Source organism: Rathayibacter sp. PhB179 (assembly GCF_004345345.1).
In the GTDB taxonomy this organism is placed as follows: Bacteria; Actinomycetota; Actinomycetes; order Actinomycetales; family Microbacteriaceae; genus Rathayibacter; species Rathayibacter festucae.
The window spans coordinates 176,057-193,569 of record NZ_SLVD01000006.1; the positions used below are offsets into that span (position 1 = coordinate 176,057).

Below are 17,513 nucleotides of genomic sequence, written 5' to 3' on the forward strand. Positions count from 1 at the left end.
CCGAAAGGCCCCACTCCTCGTGACCGATGACCTCCACCGTCACCGCCCCCCGGACCCCGACCCCGAGCTGCCGGTCGACAGCGACCTCGACGTCGACGACGCCCCCGACGGGACGCCACGACCCGTGCACCTGCGCCTGCGGTACCTCCTCCTCGTCGCCGCCGGCGGCACGGTCGGGACCGGGGCGCGGGAGGGCCTGACCCTCGCGTTCCCCGCCGGTCCTGCCTTCGACACCGTCGTCTTCGCCATCAACATCGTCGGCGCGCTCCTGCTCGGCGTGCTCCTGGAGGGCCTCGCCAGAGCCGGCAGCGACGAGGGCCGACGCCGCACCGCACGGCTGCTGCTCGGTACCGGAGCGCTCGGAGGCTTCACCACCTACAGCACCCTCGCCACCGACACCGCCCACCTGCTCACCACAGGACACCCCGCACCCGCCGCCCTCTACGCGCTCGGCACCGTCCTCCTCGGTGCCCTCGCGTCCTGGACAGGGATCGCCCTCGCCGCAGCACTCCACCGGCGACGCACGCAGAGGAAGGTGCCGGCATGACACCCGCACTGTTCCTCGCGCTCTCCCTCGCCGGCGGAATCGGAGCCGCGACACGGCTCCTCCTCGACGGGCTCATCAAAGCCCGCACCGGCGGCGCCTACCCCTGGGGCACCACCGTCATCAACGTCACCGGATCACTCCTCCTCGGCCTGATCACCGGCCTCGCCCTCGCAGGCCTCGCCCCCGAATCGTGGCGACTCGTCCTCGGCACCGGCTTCCTCGGCGGCTACACCACCTTCTCCACCGCCAGCCTCGAGACCGTCCGCCTCCTCGCCGAAGGACGCCGCCTCGCCTCCGCCACCAACGCCCTCGGAGTGCTCGTTCTCAGCGTCTGCGCTGCAGTAACAGGACTCTGGCTCGGAGGCGCGCGGTGAGCATCATCGATGGCCGCGAGAGCGGGAGCGGTTCTCTTCCTCGACGCTGATGACGGCGGCGATGCCGAGCTCCATCAGAGCTTCCTGCGGGCGGCGTCGGGCATCGGCGGTCTCGACTCGGGGAGGGCGAGGCGCCTGTCCGTGCGCGGGCGCTCGCGCGCGCGGTCGAGGCCGGACGGCGAGTCTGCGCTCGTATCCGGCCTCGGCCTAGGGGGGTTGCGGGTGGGCGGGTGCGTGGCTCGGGCCCGATCTCCTGGGAGGAGACGCCCGCCTGCATGCTGGTCGAGCAGCCCCGCCGGGGCGTACCTGCATGCTGGTCGAGTAGCCCCGCAGGGGCGTATCGAGACCCGACTCCCCACCGACGTCGGTCGCCTCCCTGCCCTGCTGTCGCTCGTCAGCGCCGGTCGAGGACCCGGACGAGGCCGATCAGGAGGGCGATCGTGCCCAGCGCGGCGATCGCGATCGCGGCGGCTCCGGCCGGGCCGAGCGAGAGCGCCCAGTCGACGACGGCGGTCCGCAGCCCGGCGTCGGCGGCGACGAGGAGCAGGAGGACGGCGACGACGGCCTGGACGAGTCCCCAGACGACCGCGCCGGCGCGGATCCTCGGCCGCTGAGCGGTCTCGGGGGCGGTGCTGGTCTGCGTGGCGGTGGTGCTCTGCGCGGTCATCGTCCTGCCTCCGTCGGGGTCGTGCTGTCGGTTCCGGTCGTGCTGCCGGGGTCTGTCGGGGTGGCGGGGTCCGTCGGGGTCGGGAGGTCGGTCGCGGCAGCGGTCGCCTCCGAGGTCGGCTCCGCGGTCGCCGTGCCGTCCGGGTCGAGTGCGGCGCCGCTGGTCGAGTCCTCGGCGGTCCGGTCGTAGACGGTGACTCCGCCGCGGCCCTGCGCGATCCGGACGACGACCGGCTCGGCGTCCGGGTCGCCGAAGGTCTGCGTCCAAGTGGCTCCGTCGCGGCTGTACTCGACGTCCTCCGGGTCGGACCCCACGTCACCGTCGGCGAAGGCGGTGGTCAGCCAGTAGTAGCCGTTCGCCGTGGACGCCTCGAGGCGGACCGCCGCTCCGGCCATCGGCATGACGGTGATGTTCCCGGCGCCCTGCCAGACGTCGATCACCTCCCCCGGAGCACCCAGCGACGGGTCGATCGTGATCTGCAGGTCGCCCGCCAGCATCGCGTAGCTGCCGGGCGTCGCGTTCGAGACGCCGTACGAGCTCAGGAGGGGCAGCAGCTGCCGCTCGGGCGGGACGAGCGACGCCGTCGAGGCCGTCAGCACCGTGATCACCGAGACCGCGATCAGGAGGATGGCGCGCCGGCGGAGCAGCCCGGCCGCCACGATCGCGAGTCCGAGCACCAGGGTCGCGACGCTGAAGCCGACAACGGTCGCGGTCGAGCCGGAGACGGTGAGCGACGCGATCGCGCCGGCGACGGCGGCCAGGCCGAGCACGAGCAGCGTGACGCTCCGCCGCAGCCGCGGGTTCGCCTCGCGGTGCAGCCGACGCCGCTCGAGGCGCGCCGCGGTGATCGCGGCGGCTCGGAGGCGCGACTCCTCGGCACGGGCCCGGGCCGTCTCGCGGGCGGTCGCGCTCTCCTGGGCGCGGAACGCCTCCCGCTCGGCCTTCCACTCCTCCTGGCGCTCGCGCCACAGCGCGAGGTCCTCCGGGGTGCTGGGCCGCGCCTCGGTCGGGCGCTGCGGAGGGAGGAGAGGAGCGGCGCTCGCCGGGTCGCCGGTGGGAGCGGGGTAGGCGGCGGTCGAGGCGCCGGGTCTCTCGGGGCTGCCGTGCGGAGGCGGCGGCGTCCGGTCGGTGCGGCCCGAGCGGCGGGCGATCCAGACCACGAAGAGCACGATGAGGACCAGGACGACGACCGTCCAGAGGGCACGACCGGTGGCGGGCGCCCAGGGCACCGCCCCGGTGTACGCGCCGCCGAGCGACCAGAAGCCCTGCGCGACCGGGAGCATCGAGGCGAGCACCAGGGCCCCGATCCCGGCGTGCACACGCGTCAGGCGGCCGCGGAGCAGCTCCTCGACCGGCAGCACGCCGTCCTCGTCGGGCAGCAGCAGCCAGGCCGCCGCGTAGAAGAGGAAGGCCGGGCCGCCGAGGACGGCGACCACGACGAAGATTCCGCGGACGATCAGCGGGTCGATGCCGAGGCGATCGGCGATGCCGGAGCAGACGCCGCCGACCCAGCCGGGCCGGCGGGCGAGGTCGAGGGAGCGCAGCCAGAGGAGGAAGCGGTTCTCGGAGGAGGGGCCGGGTGCGGAGGCGCCGGGGCCGGGGGTGCCGTTCCCGGGATCGCCTGCTCCGGCGGTCGGGTCCGGCGTCGGCGGATCGCCCGCCGTCTCCTGCGCCGGGTCCGGCGGGGTCGTGCTCGCTGCTGTCATGGCTCGAGTGTGACGCTCCTCCACAGCCGCCGACCATCGGGGGAACCCCTGATCCGACCCCGACTCCCGCCCCGGCGACCCCGACGACCTGTTTGGATGCAGGGGTGAGCACACCAACCCTCCCGAGCACCGCGGCGCACCCGCCGCGGCGTCGGCCGTCCCCGGGCCGATCGTCCGCGGGTCGGCCCGCCTCGGCCCGGCCTCCGCTGCGCCGCCCGCGCCGGATGGTCCTCGGCGGCGTGTGCGCGGCGCTCGCCGAGCACCTGGGCCTGCGCCCGGGGACGGTGCGCTTCCTCCTGATCGTCGCGACGCTGCTGGGCGGCGGCGGTGCGCTGCTCTACCTGTGGCTTTGGGCGCTGGTGCCCCTGCGCGACGCCGGCCCCGAGTCGGGCGAGCAGGCGGGCGGTGTGCGGCGGGCCGTCCCGGTCGCCGTGCTGCTCGTCGGCGTCGCCGGGGCCGCGACGCTCTCGGTCGTGGTCGCACTGCGCGGAGGCGACGACGCCGACGTCACCCGGGCGCTCGCCGCCGTCGCGGTGCTCTCGGGCGGCGCCGTCGCCTGGAGTCTCGGGCTCGACCGCGGCGATCCGTCCCGCTCGGCGCGCTCCTCCGTCCTGGTCCGCCTCGCCGCCTGCACCGTGCTCGTCGTCGCCGGGGCCGCCGTGCTCACGGCCCGCCCGAGCGCGGTCAACGCGGTGCTGGCCGTCGGCGTCCTCCTGGTCGCCGCGGGCGTGCTCGCCGCGCCCCGGGTCGTCACGCTGTGGACCGAGCTGATGGGCGAGCGGGCGGCGCGGGTGCGCGAGGAGCAGCGCGCCGAGATCGCCGCGCACCTGCACGACTCGGTGCTGCAGACCCTCGCGCTGATCCAGAACCGGGCGGGCGCCTCGAGCGAGGTCGCCCGCATCGCCCGCGCGCAGGAGCGGGAGCTGCGCGACTGGCTCTTCGAGCGCGACGTCCCGGTCGCGAACGACCTGGCGGCCGAGATCCGCGCCATCGCCGCCGCGATCGAGCTCGACTGGCCGGCGACGCTCGAGGTGGTCGCGGTGGGGGCCTCGGTGCCGGGCGCCGCCCCCGTGCTCGCCGCGACCCGCGAGGCGATGCTCAACGCGGCTCGGCACGCGGGCGGCGAGGTCTCGGTCTACGTCGAGTCGTCGGCCACCGGGGTCGACGTCTTCGTGCGCGACCGCGGTCCCGGAGTCGACCTCGGCGCACTCCCCGGCGACCGCCTCGGCATCCGCGAGTCGATCGTCGGCCGGATGGCGCGCGCCGGCGGCAGCGCGACCGTGCGGCCTGGAGCGGGCGGCTCGGGCACCGAGGTCCACCTGCGCCTGCCGGCGGGGGCCGAGCGGTGACCCGCGTCGTGCTGGTCGACGACCACTCCATCTTCCGCTCCGGCCTGCGCGCCGATCTCGCCCCCGAGCTCGACGTCGTGGGCGAGGCGGCCGACGTCGACTCGGCCGTCGCGCTGGTCGCGGCCGAGCGTCCGGATGTCGTGCTGCTCGACGTGCACCTGCCCGGCGGCGCGGGAGGCGGCGGGGCGGAGGTCCTGCGCCGCAGCGCCGCGCACCTCGACGCCGTGCGCTTCCTGGCGCTGAGCGTCTCCGACGCGGCGGAGGACGTGGTCGGCGTCATCCGCGCCGGCGCCCGCGGCTACATCACCAAGGCGAGCTCCGGCGCCGAGGTCAGCCGGGCGGTCCTCGCGGTGGCGGGCGGTGACGCCGTCTTCTCGCCGCGGTTGGCCGGTTTCGTCCTCGACGCCTTCGGCGCCCTCAGCGGCGAGCAGGCGGAGTCCGTGGACGAGCTCGACCGCCTCTCGGCCCGCGAGCGCGAGGTCATGCGCCTCATCGCCCGCGGCTACGCCTACAAGGAGGCCGCCGCCGAGCTCTTCATCTCGGTGAAGACCGTCGAGTCCCACGTCTCCGCGGTGCTGCGCAAGCTCCAGCTCTCCTCCCGCTACGAGCTGACCGCCTGGGCCTCGGCCCGCCGCCTCCTCTGAGGCTCCCGTCTGATCTGCAGGCGATCCGATGCGGAAGGCGCCTTCCACCGCGAGGCGCGGCAGACAGATGCGCGCATCGCCTGCAGATCGGACAACGGACGGCAGACGCCCCCGCGCCGGAAGCTAGAACGAGAGCAGCGGGAGGAACGGCAGCGCGGCCAGCGCCGCGAGCGTGCCGAGCGCCGCGCCCGCGAGCACGTCGGTCGGGAAGTGCATCCCGAGCACGAGGCGCGACAGCAGCATCACCAGCACGACGAGGACGGCGAGCGGCCAGAGCGCGGGCAGCATCACGGCGAACACGATCGCCGCGGCGGTGGTCGAGGACGCGTGCGAGCTCGGGAAGCTGAGCTTGCTCGGCGCCGTCCCCCGCACCTCGACGCCCTCGCCGAGGGGCCGCGGCCGCCGGACGACGCGCTTGATCACGATCGACATCCCGTGCGCCACGACGATCGCGACGTCGCAGAGCGCCCACGCCCAGAAGCGGGACGGATCGGCGAACGCACCGACCACGCCCAGCAGCAGCCAGCCCGCGGCGTGCTCGCCGAAGAAGCTGAGCCAGCGGGCGATCGGGCGCAGGGGCGGTGCCAGCGGCGAGCGCTGCACGGCGACGATGACCGCGGACTCGCGGCTCCGGAGGGTCGACATCGCGCTCAACCTAGCGCACCCCTCAGGCCCCCGGTGTGCAGGTGCCCGTCCGTTGTGCAGGCGACCGGCCGCGGAAAGCCCCTGCCACCGCGTCGAGTGCGCCGCCGAGCGTCGGATCGCCTGCACAACGGACCTGCGTCCCCGATCAGGCCTCCGGCTCGGCCTCCGTGCCGGCCGCGCGACGGCGCGCACCCAGACCCAGTGCGGCCGCACCCGCGGTCAGCAGAGCGGCGGCGCCGGCGACGAGGCCGACGCTCTCGACACCGGTCGAGGCGAGTCCGCCGGTCGTGCCGCCGCCCACGGGCAGGGGGACGGGCGTGCCGGTCGGCGCGACGGTCGGAACAGCGGTCGGCGCGGCGGTCGGCCCGGCGGTGGGCGCAGCGGTCGGTCCGGCCGTCGGCCCCGCGGTCGGAACCGCGGTCGGTCCGGCCGTCGGAGTCGCCGTCGGCGCCGTGGTCGGCCCCGCGGTCGGCGTGGGCGTCGGCGTCACGAGCTGCGACGCCGGCAGGATCTGCACGATCGCCGGGCGCGGCGCCGCGACGGCACCCGCGGCGACGACTCCCGCAGAAGCGAAGTCCGGGAAGTACGAGCTCGGCGCCTCGAAGGTGCCCTCCTCGCCCGGGTGCTGGACGGCCACGAACACGTGCTGGTCCTGGTCGTGCACGATCGGCCCGCAGGTCTCGGCGTCGCGCGGGACCGAGAGGAACTGCTCCACCCGCCCGCGCTCGGCGCCCTCGAGCGCCACCTTGAAGAGGCCGTCGTTGTAGCCGATGCCGCTGGGCGCGCCGTCGGTCGAGATCCAGAGGTTCCCGACGGAGTCGAACGCGAGGTTGTCCGGGCAGGAGATCGGCGAGACCTGGTCGACCGGGAAGCCGGAGAAGTAGACCGTGTCGCCCTGCGCGACGTCGCCGCACAGCATCAGCAGGTTCCAGGTGAAGGTGCGGCCGGTCTGGTCGCCGCCGTCCTCGATGATCTCGACGATGTGGCCGTCGCGGTTCTCGGTGCGCGGGTTGACCTCGGTCGGCCCCTCCTTGCCCTCGGTGCCGCGGTTGGAGTTGTTGGTGCAGGCCACGTAGATCCGGCCGCTGACCAGGCTCGGCTGGACGTCCTCGCAGCGGTCCATCTTGGTCGCGCCGGCGATGTCGGCGGCCATGCGGGTGTGCACGAGCACCTCCTCGACGCTCATGCCGGCGATCATCGACGCGCCGTCGAGGACCAGGGGCAGCCAGGCGCCGATGCCGTCGAAGCCGCCGTCGGAGGGGACCGCGCCGGTGCCGGTGATCTCGGCGACGGGGGAGTCGCCGGTGAAGCTCGCGACGAAGAGGTCGCCCTCCTCCAGCAGCGTCTTGTTGTGCGCGCGGTCGCCCTCGATGTAGCGCTTCTTCGAGACGAACTTGTAGAGATAGTCGAAGCGTTCGTCGTCGCCCTGGTAGGCGACCACGCGGCCGTCCGGGGCGATGATGACGTTCGCGCCCTCGTGCTTGAGGCGGCCGAGCGCCGTGTGCTTCTTCGGGGTCGACTCCGGCTCGAAGGGGTCGAACTCGACGATCCAGCCGAAGCGGTTCGGCTCGTTCTCGTAGCCGGGCGTGCGGGCGTCGAAGCGCGGGTCGTCGAGCTCCCAGAGGCGGGCGGTCTCGGCGTCGGTCAGGCCGTAGCGCTTCTCGGCGTCGCTGGTCGCGGTGGCGCGGAAGTAGCCGTTGAAGTTCTCCTCGCCGGAGAGGATCGTGCCCCACGGCGTGGTGCCGCCGGAGCAGTTGCCCAGCGTGCCGAGGACGGAGCGTCCCGTGGGGTCGGCGGCGGTCTTCAGCAGCGCCGAGCCGGCCGCGGCGCCGGTGACCTCGTAGGGGGTGTCCAGCAGGTAGCGGCGGTTGTGCTCGCCGCCGCGGACGTACGCCCAGGGGCGGTCGACGGCGGTGCGGACCAGCTCGACCACGCTGAGGCCGTGGGCGGCGCGGCCGACGGCGCGCACGCGCTCGGGCTCGGCCTCGAGCTGCGCGGCCGGGAACATGATCGACTCGTTCGTGTACTCGTGGTTCACGACCAGCAGGGCGCGCAGGCGCTTCGAGCCGGGGATCTCGACGATGTCGGTGTAGTCGTTGTTGTAGCCGAACTGCGCGGCCTGGGCCGCCTCCGTCTGGTTCCGGATGTCGAAGGCGGGGCTGTCGGCGAAGAGCGGGTCGCCCCAGCGGATGATCGGCTGCCAGGCGAAGCCCTCGGGGACGGTGAACTCGTCGACCGTGTGCGGCACCGGGGCGATCGGGGTGAAGGCGAGCGGGGAGTCGCCGACCGCGGCGTCGGCGACAGCCGCCTCCGCGGTGGGGGCGCCGCCGGCCGAGGCGACGGCGACGGTGACCGCGCCGGCCAGGCCCAGTCCGAGCGCGCTGCGGCGCGAGATCTGGCGCGCGACGATGTCGCGGAACGAGCTGTTGTGCGAGGTGTTGCAGGCGGCGGTCGAGCACGCGTTCGCGCACTTCAGGGCGCAGGTGACGGGGCTGCGCTTGCCGCGCACGTGCCCCGCCATGGGGAGGAGGAGCGGGCGGCGGGCGGTGTCGGTCATGGTCGTCCTTCGATCGGCAGGCAGTGCGATCGAGTGGACCAGTGCGAGGGGACGCGCATCCCGCTCAGCGGCGGCCTCTCCCTGAACGGAATATGAACGTTCTCACAAGAAGGTGAGGCTATCCTTCGTCGCTCCGGCGGGCGTCCCGGGCGGCCAGCACCGCGCCGACGTTGTCCGCGATCCACTCGACGACCGGCAGCAGCCGCCCGGCCAGCTCGGCGCCGAGCGGGGTCAGCGCGTAGTCGACCCGCGGCGGGATCACGGCGTGCGCCTCGCGGTGCACGAAGCCGTCCTCCTCGAGGGTGCGGAGGGTCTGCGCCAGCATCTTCTCGCTGATGCCGCCGATCCGGCGCCGCAGCTCGCCCCAGCGCAGGCCCCGCTCGGCCAGGGCGGCGAGGACGAGCACGCCCCACTTGCTCGTGACGTGGCCGAAGACCTCGCGGCTCGGGCAGTCGGCGGAGTAGACGTCGCCGGTGAGGAGGGGGCTCGTGGTGATGGTCATGGAAGTACTAACAAAATAGTGGGTACTGCATTCCGGGAAGTTCTCACGGCGCAGCCCGGTTCCCCTCTCCGTCGGCACTCCACGCGCCGTCCACGAACGGAAGGACCACCCCCATGACCCTCGTCGTCACCGGAGCCACCGGCCACCTCGGCCGTCTCGCCGTCGAGCACCTGCTCGCCCGCGGCACCGCCGCCTCCGACATCGTCGCCACCGGCCGCGACGCCGCCAAGCTGGAGGCGCTCGCCGCCGACCTCGGCGTCCGCACCGCCGTCGCCGACTTCGAGGACCCGGCCTCGCTCGACGCCGCCTTCTCCGGCGCCGAGGCCGTGCTGCTCGTCTCCGGCTCGGAGGTGGGCAAGCGCGTCGCGCAGCACACCGCCGCGATCGAGGCCGCCGCCCGCGCCGGCGCGCGGCTGGTCTACACGAGCGCCCCGAAGGCGACCACCAGCCCGCTGATCCTGGCCCCCGAGCACAAGGCGACGGAGGAGGCGATCGCCGCCGCGGGCCTCCCCGCCGTGATCCTCCGCAACGGCTGGTACAACGAGAACTACGCGCAGACCGTCGCCGAGCTCGCCTCGACCGGCACCACCCTCTCCAGCGCCGGCGACGGCCGCGTCTCCAGCGCCGCCCGCACCGACTACGCCGAGGCGGCCGCCGTCGCGCTGCTCGACGCCTCCCTGGTCGGCTCCGTGCACGAGCTCTCCGGCGACACCGCCTGGAGCTTCGACGAGCTCGCGACCCTCGTCGGCGAGGTCGCCGGCCGCGACGCCGCGATCGCGCACGTCGACTCCGCCGAGCACACCCGCATCCTCACCGAGGCCGGCGTCCCCGAGGGCGGCGTCGGCTTCGTCGTCGGCCTCGACGCGAACATCGCCGACGGCCTCCTCGGCGAGACCGACGGCTCGCTCGCCCGCCTCATCGGCCGCCCGACCACCCCGATCCGCGCCTACGTCGAGGAGCAGCTCGCCGGCTGAGCCGCGGCCTGCCGGGGGCTGACCTCCGGCTCGCGGAACCCGCTCCGGCTCGCCGGATCGTCCGGTTCTCGCGAGCCGGGGGCCGTTCAGTGAGCCGGAGGCGTGAGAGCGGCCGACCCGCCACCCCGCGCCACCGGTCCCGGGAGTGCGGCCACCTCGTTACTCTCACCGGATGCCATCGCGCCGGTCCGTCCTCGTCTACGTGGACGGCTTCGCTCTCTACAAGGCACTCCTGCAGCGCCGGTATCCGCAGTTCAAGTGGCTCGACCTCGAGGCCCTGGCCCAGAGGCTCTTCCCGCACCGGACGGTCGTCGGCGTCAAGTACTTCACGGCGGCGCTCAAGCCGATGACGAACGACCGCGGTATCGGTCAGCGTCAGCAGGTGTACTGGCGTGCTCTGCGCACGACCTCGGTCGAGATCATCGAGGGCACCTTCCACTTCAACCGTCAGTTCCTGCCCCTGCACCCGGAGGTGCTCGATTCTGATGGCCGTGTCGTGACCGTTCGAGTGAAGCGTCCGGAGGAGAAGGGAACAGATGTCGCCCTCGCGTCGCACCTGCTCGTCGACGCCTTCGAAGGGGCCGCCGATTCGTTCGCGGTCGTCACCAACGACTCCGATCTCGTTCCGCCGATGCGAATGCTGGCGGAGCGCAGTCGATCCTTGGCGCTCGTCTCGGTCGTCGACGACCGCTACAACAAGGCGTTCGCCTCCATCGGCCTCGAGACGGTCCGACAGATCCGTGCGGGAACTCTGTCGTCCTCGCAGTTCCCCGATTCTCTGGTGGACGGAGCGGGGCGGATCGTGCACCGCCCGTGGGACTGGGCCTGAGCCGTTCTGCAGCGATCGGATCGACCCCGAGAACGAAGCAGGCCCCCGACGAGTCGGGGGCCGCGCCCGGTAGTCGAGACATCCGGGTGGTTATGAGACGACCCTACTGCCGCAAACGGGGTGCGTCCACGCCGTGACGCCACGCGTCGGCTCCAGGCCGACCTCGCCGTGCGAGCCGGACCCGCGCCCGCGGGCCGCGGTGTCCGACCCCCGACGTAGGCTGGACGCCATGACCTCGACGACGCCTCGCTCCGGTATCGACCTCTCCGAACTCGACCCGGCGACGCGTCCGCAGGACGACCTCTACCGCCACGTCAACGGCCTGTGGATCGACCGCACCGAGATCCCGAGCGACAAGGCGCGCTACGGCTCCTTCCACGTGCTCCAGGAGGAGGCGGAGAAGGCGGTCCGCGACATCATCGTCGAAGCGCAGTCCGCCCCGCAGGGCACCGAGGCGCGGATGTTCGGCGACCTCTACACCTCCTTCCTCGACGAGGAGCGCGCCGAGGAGCTCGGCGCCGCCCCGCTCGCCGACGACCTCGCGGCCGTGCAGCGCGTCAACTCGATCGCCGGGCTGCTGCAGGCCGTCGGCGCCTTCGAGCGCGCGGGCGTCCCTGGCCTCTTCGGCCTCTTCGTCGACAACGACCCGGGCGACCCCGAGCGCTACCTCGTCTTCGTCAACCAGGGCGGCCTCGGCCTGCCCGACGAGAGCTACTACCGCGAGGAGGAGTTCGCCTCCGTCCGCGAGGCGTACCTGCCCTTCGTCGCCCGGATGCTCGGGTTCGCCGGCCTCGACTCGCCGGAGTCGCGCGCCGAGCGCATCGTCGCGCTCGAGACCGACCTCGCCGCCGTGCACTGGGACAAGGTGCGCAGCCGCGACAGCCAGGCCACCTACAACCTCCGCTCCTGGGCCGAGGTCACCGAGCTCGCCGCCGGCATCGACCTCGGCGTCTGGCTGACCGCGATGGGCGCGCCGGAGGGGGCGCTCGCCGAGGTCGTCGTGCGCCAGCCGAGCTTCCTCGAGGGGCTCGCCGGCCTGCTGACCGACGACCGCCTCCCCGCCTGGCGCGACTGGCTGTCCTGGCAGGTGATCCGCGGCGCCGCGGCCTACCTCTCCAGCGACTTCGTCGACGCCAACTTCGACTTCTACGGCCGCACCCTGACCGGCACGCCGCAGAAGCGCGAGCGCTGGAAGCGCGCCGTCTCGCTCGTCGAGGGCTCGCTCGGCGAGGCCGTCGGCCGGATCTACGTCGAGCGCCACTTCCCCGAGACGGCGAAGGCCGCGATGGACGTCCTCGTCGCGAACCTGATCGAGGCCTACCGCCGCTCGATCGTGGACCTCGAGTGGATGGGCGCCGACACCCGCGAGCGCGCGCTGGAGAAGCTCGCGAAGTTCACGCCGAAGATCGGCTACCCGGTCCGCTGGCGCGACTACTCCGCCCTCTCGGTCGACCCGGCGGACCTGGTCGGCAACGCCCGCCGCGTCGCCGCCTTCGAGTTCGACCGCGAGCTCGGCAAGATCGGCAAGCCGCTGGACCGCGACGAGTGGTTCATGACGCCGCAGACCATCAACGCGTACTACAACCCCGGCTTCAACGAGATCGTCTTCCCCGCCGCGATCCTGCAGTTCCCCTTCTTCGACGAGACCCGCGACGCCGCGGCCAACTACGGCGCGATCGGCGCGGTGATCGGCCACGAGATCGGCCACGGCTTCGACGACCAGGGCTCGCGCTTCGACGGCGACGGCCGCCTCACCGACTGGTGGACCGAGGACGACCGGGCCGCGTTCGAGGAGCGCACGAAGGCCCTCATCGCGCAGTACGACGCGCTCGCGCCCGCGACGACGCCCGGCCACCACGTCAACGGCGCGCTCACCATCGGCGAGAACATCGGCGACCTCGGCGGCCTCGGCATCGCGTGGAAGGCCTACCTGCTCTCGCTCGACGGCGAGGAGTCGCCCGTGATCGACGGCCTGACCGGCGCGCAGCGCTTCTTCCTCTCCTGGGCGCAGGCCTGGCAGCAGAAGGCGCGCGACGAGGAGACGATCCGCCTGCTCGCCATCGACCCGCACTCGCCGTCGGAGTTCCGCTGCAACCAGATCGTCCGGAACCTGGACGAGTTCTACGCTACTTTTGACGTCACCGAAGGCGACTCCCTCTGGCTCCCGCCGAGCGAGCGCGTCGCCATCTGGTAGTCGCCGCCGACTGCCGTCCCGCACCACGGGCGAGCGGCGGGCATCGAGAGCCGACCGATGCCTCCCGCGCCGTCCGTCCACCGATGCGTCGTCGCGGTGGACCCCGCTCCTCCCCTCCGCACCGACCGTTCCACCGACCCGGAGAGAGGCCGCAGCCGTGGTGATCCCCGCCCACGAGACCCGTCGCGAGAGTCGTCGCGCCCGCCGCGGCCGGCACAAGGGCGACTACGACCACGACGACTTCCAGCGCGGCTTCGACGCGCTCGGCCGGCTCGCCCTGGACGGCGTCGTGGTGTCGGCGCGCGCGGTCGACCTCGGCACCGGCCGCGCCCTCTTCGCGGTCGACGACTCCGTCTCCATGCCGACGGCGTCCGTCGGCACGATCGTGCTCCTGGTCGAGGTCGCGGCGCGGCTCGCCACCGACCCGCAGGAGAACCTGCGCCTCGTCGACCGCACCGCCGCCGACGCCGTCACCGGCACGGGGATCTGGCAGCACCTGCAGATCCCGTCGATGCCGATCGCGGATCTCGCCGCCCTCGTCGGCGCGACCAGCGACAACCTGGCCACCAACGTCCTCCTGCGCCGGGTCGGACTCGACGCCGTCCGCGAGCGGGCCGAGGCGCTCGGCCTCTCGCGCACCGCCCTGCTCGACGTCGTCCGCGACGAGCGCGGTCCGGACGACGCTCCGCAGCTCTCCATCGGCTCGGCCAGCGAGCTGACCTGGCTGCTCGCGACCCTCGCGAACGGCGAGGTCGTCGACCCCGCGGTCAGCTCGCGCGTCATCGGCTGGCTCTCGCTGAACAGCGACCTGTCGATGGTCGCCTCCGCCTTCGGCCTCGACGCGCTCTCGCACCGGCAGCCCGACCACGGCGTCCTGCTCGTCAACCGGACCGGCACCGACGTGGGCGTCCGCGCCGAGGTCGGCGTGCTCCGCGGCCCGCGCGCCGGCGTCGCCTACGCCGTCATCACGCAGTTCGACGACTCGAGCCTGCGCTACCGCCTCGCGGTGCTCGACGGCATGCGCACGCTGGGCGTCGACCTTCTGGAGTACGTGCACTGAGCGCCGCAGCGGGCGCCCGCTGCCGCTCGCTCGCCTGAGGCGCGAGCTCGCCGACCTCCGGCTCGTGGAACATCGTCCGGCTCGCCGGAATCGCGCGGTCCCGCGTGCCGGGGTCCGTCGTGCGTGCCGGAGGGGTCCGCTCGCCTCCCGGCGGGATGTTCGGCACGCCGAATCACGTCCGGCTCGCGCGAAGCGCACGATTCCGCGTGCCCAGGTCGATTCCGCGTGCCGAAGGTGCTCGCCGGGGCGGCGCCGTCAAGCAGGTGACCGGGCCCGGGGGCGCGACCTAGGCTGCCCGCAGCGGCGCCGCCTCCCGGTGCGTCGCGGAGAGGACACCATGAGCAGCTTCGGCTTCGACGCCCCCGAGGACGTCACCGACACCACCCGCCCCGCCGCCGACTCCCTGCCGGTCCCCCCGGAGGACCCGGCCGAGGTCGACGACACGGAGGCGACCGGAGAGGCGGCCGACGAGGGAGCCGACTCCCGCCTCGACGACGACGCGCGCCTCGACGACGACCAGGACCCGCCGGAGCACCCCTTCGTCCCCTCGCCCAGCTGAGCGGCGGACCGGGCTCCGGCCCGGCGCGTGCACAACTGAGGCTGGAAGGGCCGGATCGGCCCTGAAACGCTCGATCCGCCGCTTCCAGCCTTGTCTGTGCACGCCCTCCACGGCTGACGTCGCTGCGGGCGGCGGGCGACGAGGCGGCCGACCCTCGTCAGCCGCGGAAGGCCCCGCGGTAGCGCGCCGCCGGGTGCCGCGGATTCAGCCGCGCGGACCCGGTCAGCCGCTCGCGCAGCCCGCCGGGCGCGTACTCCGACCGTGCCAGGCCGCGGGCGCGCAGCACCGGCATCACCTCGTCGACGAACTCGACGTAGCTGTCGGGCAGCGACCAGTGGTTGAGGTTGATGCCGTCGACGCCCGCGTCACGCAGCTCCGACAGCCGGTCGGCGATCTGCTCGGGCGTCCCGACGACGCGCTGGTGCCGGCCGACGGTGAGTCGCGCCAGGTCCGCGACGGTCGCGTCCCGGTCGGGGAGCAGCCGGATCATCGACTCGAGCGTGCTGCGATTCCCGTTGGTGACGATGTCGCGCAGCCTCGTCTCGGGCGGGAAGGGCGTCCCGTCGGCCTGGTCGACGCTCAGCCCCGCGTGCAGCAGGTGGGCGTCGACGCTGCTGTACGCGTCGAGCTCGGCCTCGCGCTCCCGGGCCTCGCGCTCGGTGCTGCCCACGATCACCGACAGGGGTGAGAAGAACAGCACGTCGTCGCCGCGGCGCCCCGCCGCCTCCGTGAGCGCCCGCGTCGAGGCGATCAGCTCGCGGGTCTGCTCCGTCGTCGAGCCGCCGACGAACTGCGCCTCCGCGTGCCGGGCCGCGAAGGCCCGCCCGGCGGGGGAGGAGCCGGCCTGGAAGAGGAACGGCGTGCGCTGGGGCGACGGCGCCGAGAGGTGCGGGCCCTCGACCCGGTAGCTCGCGCCGGCGTGGTCGATGCGGTGCACCGACTCCGGACGGGAGTACGCGCCGGCCTGGTCGCGGACCGAGGCGTCGTCGTCCCACGACCCCTCCCACAGCTTGTAGACGACGTCGAGGTACTCCTCGGCCTGCGCGTAGCGGTCGTCGTGCTCGGTCAGGCGGTCGAGGCCGAAGTTGCGGGCCGCGTTCTCCTGGTAGCTGGTGACGATGTTCCAGGCGACCCGGCCCTTCGAGAGGTGGTCGAGCGTCGACATCCGCCGCGCGAACTCGAACGGGTGCGCCTGCAGGATCGAGCTGGTCATCGCCAGTCCCAGGTGCTCGGTCGAGCCGATCAGCGCGGCGAGCAGGATCGACGGGTCGTTGTTCGGCAGCTGCAGTCCCTCGCGCGCGTTCACCTCGAGCGAGGCGCCGACCGCCCCGTAGGTGCCCACGACGTCCGCGAAGAAGATCGCGTCGAACACCCCGCGCTCGAGCGTCCTCGCGACCTCGATCCAGTGCCCCAGGTCCTCGAACGCGCCGGGCCGCGCCCCGGGCCGCCGCCACTGGCCGTGGTGGATGTGCGAGGGCGTGTTCATCACGAACGCGTTGAAGAGCAGCGGGCGGGGATCGGTCATGCGGGTGCTCCTGAGGACGCGGGTGCGGACGTCGGTCTCGTGCGAGGCGATCGTACGGGCAGCGCGAAGGCCGGACCAGCGGCGGCGGCCGGTCGCAGCAGGATCGATGCCGCCGGGTCTCCAGAGCCGGCATGCGGCGTCCACTCCACCAGCACGAGGAGAGGGCCTGCTAGCCTCGTCGCCACCGGCGCGAGCGGGGGCTTCTGGAATCCGGCGGGCCCCGCATCGCGCCGGTTCCGTCTGCCTGGTCCATCACACGTCGTCGGCCTCGCCGGTCGGGATCCGCGCGCTGCTCGGGTACATCGAGAACCCGGCACCGAGGCGCAGTCCCGTCTTCTGGTGCAGTGCCATGCACCGTCGGATCTGCTCCCAGAGATAGCTCTGCTCCTCCGGCGCTCCGCCCTGCAGAAGGTAGGTGCCTGCCGAGTAAGCGACGATGTCAGCGAGTTGCAGGATCTCGCGATCCCAGTGGCTGAGCTCCGTGTCGACCCACAGCGGCTTGTCGAGCACCAGGTCGTACTCGGGCTTCCTCCGCAGCATTCTGTCCAGGGTCGCCCGCGCGTCCCGCAGGCCGCCGCTGCGGAAGAACTTCTCGTGCTGGGACTGCTGGTCGGCGACGAACATCGCGGCGTCCCCGGAGTAGTAGTCGCCCACAGTCGTCGCGACGCGCTGGTGCAGGTATGCGTACGCGACGCCCAGCGGCATGAGGTCGCGTCCGGTCTCCACCATCTCGAGCTTGTCCACAGCCGCTGCGAAGACGAGCGGGCGGAAGGTGTCGAAGAGCAGCCCGACGTCCTTGAAGAGGGCGGCCGTCTGCTTCTCGGTGGTGAGTGCCCGGTAGGCAGCGGGCCTGTCCAGACGATGTCCTGATGCGACACTGCGTGCCACCCGACGGAGGTGGCGACCCTTGATCTCGGAATCACCCCACGGAAGATCGCATGCAGCGAGCTCACCGAAGTGCTTCTCCTTGACGTCGACGATCCGCTCTGCCAGGGCGCGCCGTGACGTGTCTCGAACTCCGACGGCGCCGAGCACGAAGTACTGGCTGGCGCCTTCCTTGAGGGTCGGAGTTCCCGGTGCATCGTTCCGGTCGAGCGTGTGATTCCCGAATTCATCGACGTAGAAGATCAGCATGATGCTCCCTCTCGCTGCGCCCCGACGGGCCAGAGGGTAGCAAGCGGCGAGGTGGTGTCATCCGCTGGCGCGAACCGCCCGAGAGGACGCCCGCCCACAGTGCTCATCGAGGAGCCGGACACGGCGGGTCTCGATACGCCGCCTGCGGCGGCTACTCGACCAGCATGCTTCCGGCAAGCGCGAGTGCATCATGGTCGGGCAGCCCGGCGAGCGTCCGCGCTGCATGCTGATCGAGTAGCCCGGCGCA

Annotated in this window: 16 protein-coding genes and 1 pseudogene; 9 read left to right on the forward strand and 8 right to left on the reverse strand. The window is 73.2% G+C overall.

Features of this window, described 5'->3' with window-relative positions; genetic code table 11:
* The first annotated feature begins 19 nt into the window (after positions 1-19).
* Both EDF43_RS13760 and crcB read left to right on the forward strand, forming a co-directional pair.
* Positions 20-547 (forward strand): CrcB family protein, encoded by a 528-nt coding sequence (locus EDF43_RS13760; RefSeq protein WP_243646317.1) that lies wholly within the window; start codon positions 20-22, stop codon positions 545-547.
* On the forward strand, positions 544-921 hold the full coding sequence (crcB, locus tag EDF43_RS13765; protein WP_132437360.1) for a fluoride efflux transporter CrcB: 378 nt from the start codon (positions 544-546) through the stop codon (positions 919-921). The genes EDF43_RS13760 and crcB overlap by 4 nt, the downstream gene beginning before the upstream one ends.
* Before the next feature lie 394 nt (positions 922-1,315).
* Here the strand turns inward: crcB and EDF43_RS13770 are convergent, their stop codons facing one another.
* Together EDF43_RS13770 and EDF43_RS13775 are read right to left on the reverse strand one after the other, a co-directional pair.
* Positions 1,316-1,588 (reverse strand): hypothetical protein, encoded by a 273-nt coding sequence (locus EDF43_RS13770; RefSeq protein ID WP_127887872.1) that lies wholly within the window; start codon positions 1,586-1,588, stop codon positions 1,316-1,318.
* Positions 1,585-3,294, reverse strand: a complete 1,710-nt coding sequence (locus EDF43_RS13775) for a PspC domain-containing protein (protein WP_132437361.1) — start codon at positions 3,292-3,294, stop codon at positions 1,585-1,587. The genes EDF43_RS13770 and EDF43_RS13775 overlap by 4 nt, the downstream gene beginning before the upstream one ends.
* 104 nt (positions 3,295-3,398) lie before the next feature.
* Here EDF43_RS13775 and EDF43_RS13780 point away from each other — a divergent pair, with 104 nt between their 5' ends.
* Positions 3,399-4,643 carry an ATP-binding protein gene (locus tag EDF43_RS13780; RefSeq protein ID WP_243646318.1) on the forward strand — a complete coding sequence of 415 codons (1,245 nt, stop codon included), beginning with the start codon at positions 3,399-3,401 and terminating at the stop codon, positions 4,641-4,643.
* Entirely contained in the window at positions 4,640-5,287 is a 648-nt protein-coding gene (locus EDF43_RS13785) for a response regulator transcription factor (protein ID WP_123447181.1), read from the forward strand. The genes EDF43_RS13780 and EDF43_RS13785 overlap by 4 nt, the downstream gene beginning before the upstream one ends.
* Before the next feature lie 123 nt (positions 5,288-5,410).
* Here the strand turns inward: EDF43_RS13785 and EDF43_RS13790 are convergent, their stop codons facing one another.
* The 4 genes and pseudogenes from EDF43_RS13790 to EDF43_RS13800 form a co-directional block, all read right to left on the reverse strand.
* The gene (locus tag EDF43_RS13790) at positions 5,411-5,932 is read right to left on the reverse strand and encodes a phosphatase PAP2 family protein (protein ID WP_132437362.1); all 522 of its coding nucleotides are present in this window, start codon (positions 5,930-5,932) and stop codon (positions 5,411-5,413) included.
* Between the two features lie 145 nt (positions 5,933-6,077).
* Positions 6,078-6,449 carry a PT domain-containing protein gene (locus tag EDF43_RS22345; protein WP_243646324.1) on the reverse strand — a complete coding sequence of 124 codons (372 nt, stop codon included), beginning with the start codon at positions 6,447-6,449 and terminating at the stop codon, positions 6,078-6,080.
* Positions 6,441-8,489, reverse strand: a pseudogene (locus tag EDF43_RS13795) (PhoX family phosphatase); the annotation flags it as partial. The pseudogene EDF43_RS13795 and the gene EDF43_RS22345, both read right to left, overlap by 9 nt.
* A gap of 118 nt (positions 8,490-8,607) precedes the next feature.
* Positions 8,608-8,991 (reverse strand): helix-turn-helix domain-containing protein, encoded by a 384-nt coding sequence (locus EDF43_RS13800; protein WP_132437364.1) that lies wholly within the window; start codon positions 8,989-8,991, stop codon positions 8,608-8,610.
* 113 nt (positions 8,992-9,104) lie between these two features.
* Here EDF43_RS13800 and EDF43_RS13805 point away from each other — a divergent pair, with 113 nt between their 5' ends.
* The 5 genes from EDF43_RS13805 (at position 9,105) to EDF43_RS13825 (ending at position 14,607) form a co-directional block, all read left to right on the forward strand.
* Positions 9,105-9,965, forward strand: a complete 861-nt coding sequence (locus tag EDF43_RS13805; RefSeq protein WP_132437365.1) for an NAD(P)H-binding protein — start codon at positions 9,105-9,107, stop codon at positions 9,963-9,965.
* Between the two features lie 172 nt (positions 9,966-10,137).
* Positions 10,138-10,794 (forward strand): NYN domain-containing protein, encoded by a 657-nt coding sequence (locus tag EDF43_RS13810; protein ID WP_132437366.1) that lies wholly within the window; start codon positions 10,138-10,140, stop codon positions 10,792-10,794.
* Positions 10,795-11,023: 229 nt separating this feature from the next.
* Positions 11,024-12,988 carry a M13-type metalloendopeptidase gene (locus EDF43_RS13815; RefSeq protein WP_132437367.1) on the forward strand — a complete coding sequence of 655 codons (1,965 nt, stop codon included), beginning with the start codon at positions 11,024-11,026 and terminating at the stop codon, positions 12,986-12,988.
* Between the two features lie 157 nt (positions 12,989-13,145).
* Positions 13,146-14,048, forward strand: a complete 903-nt coding sequence (locus EDF43_RS13820) for a serine hydrolase (RefSeq protein WP_123447174.1) — start codon at positions 13,146-13,148, stop codon at positions 14,046-14,048.
* A 337-nt stretch (positions 14,049-14,385) separates the two neighbouring features.
* On the forward strand, positions 14,386-14,607 hold the full coding sequence (locus EDF43_RS13825) for a hypothetical protein (protein ID WP_132437368.1): 222 nt from the start codon (positions 14,386-14,388) through the stop codon (positions 14,605-14,607).
* Between the two features lie 157 nt (positions 14,608-14,764).
* Here the strand turns inward: EDF43_RS13825 and EDF43_RS13830 are convergent, their stop codons facing one another.
* Together EDF43_RS13830 and EDF43_RS13835 are read right to left on the reverse strand one after the other, a co-directional pair.
* Positions 14,765-16,132 (reverse strand): NtaA/DmoA family FMN-dependent monooxygenase, encoded by a 1,368-nt coding sequence (locus EDF43_RS13830; protein ID WP_132437369.1) that lies wholly within the window; start codon positions 16,130-16,132, stop codon positions 14,765-14,767.
* Positions 16,133-16,384: 252 nt separating this feature from the next.
* Positions 16,385-17,266 (reverse strand): DUF3800 domain-containing protein, encoded by an 882-nt coding sequence (locus EDF43_RS13835; protein WP_132437370.1) that lies wholly within the window; start codon positions 17,264-17,266, stop codon positions 16,385-16,387.
* Between the last annotated feature and the right edge of the window lie 247 nt (positions 17,267-17,513).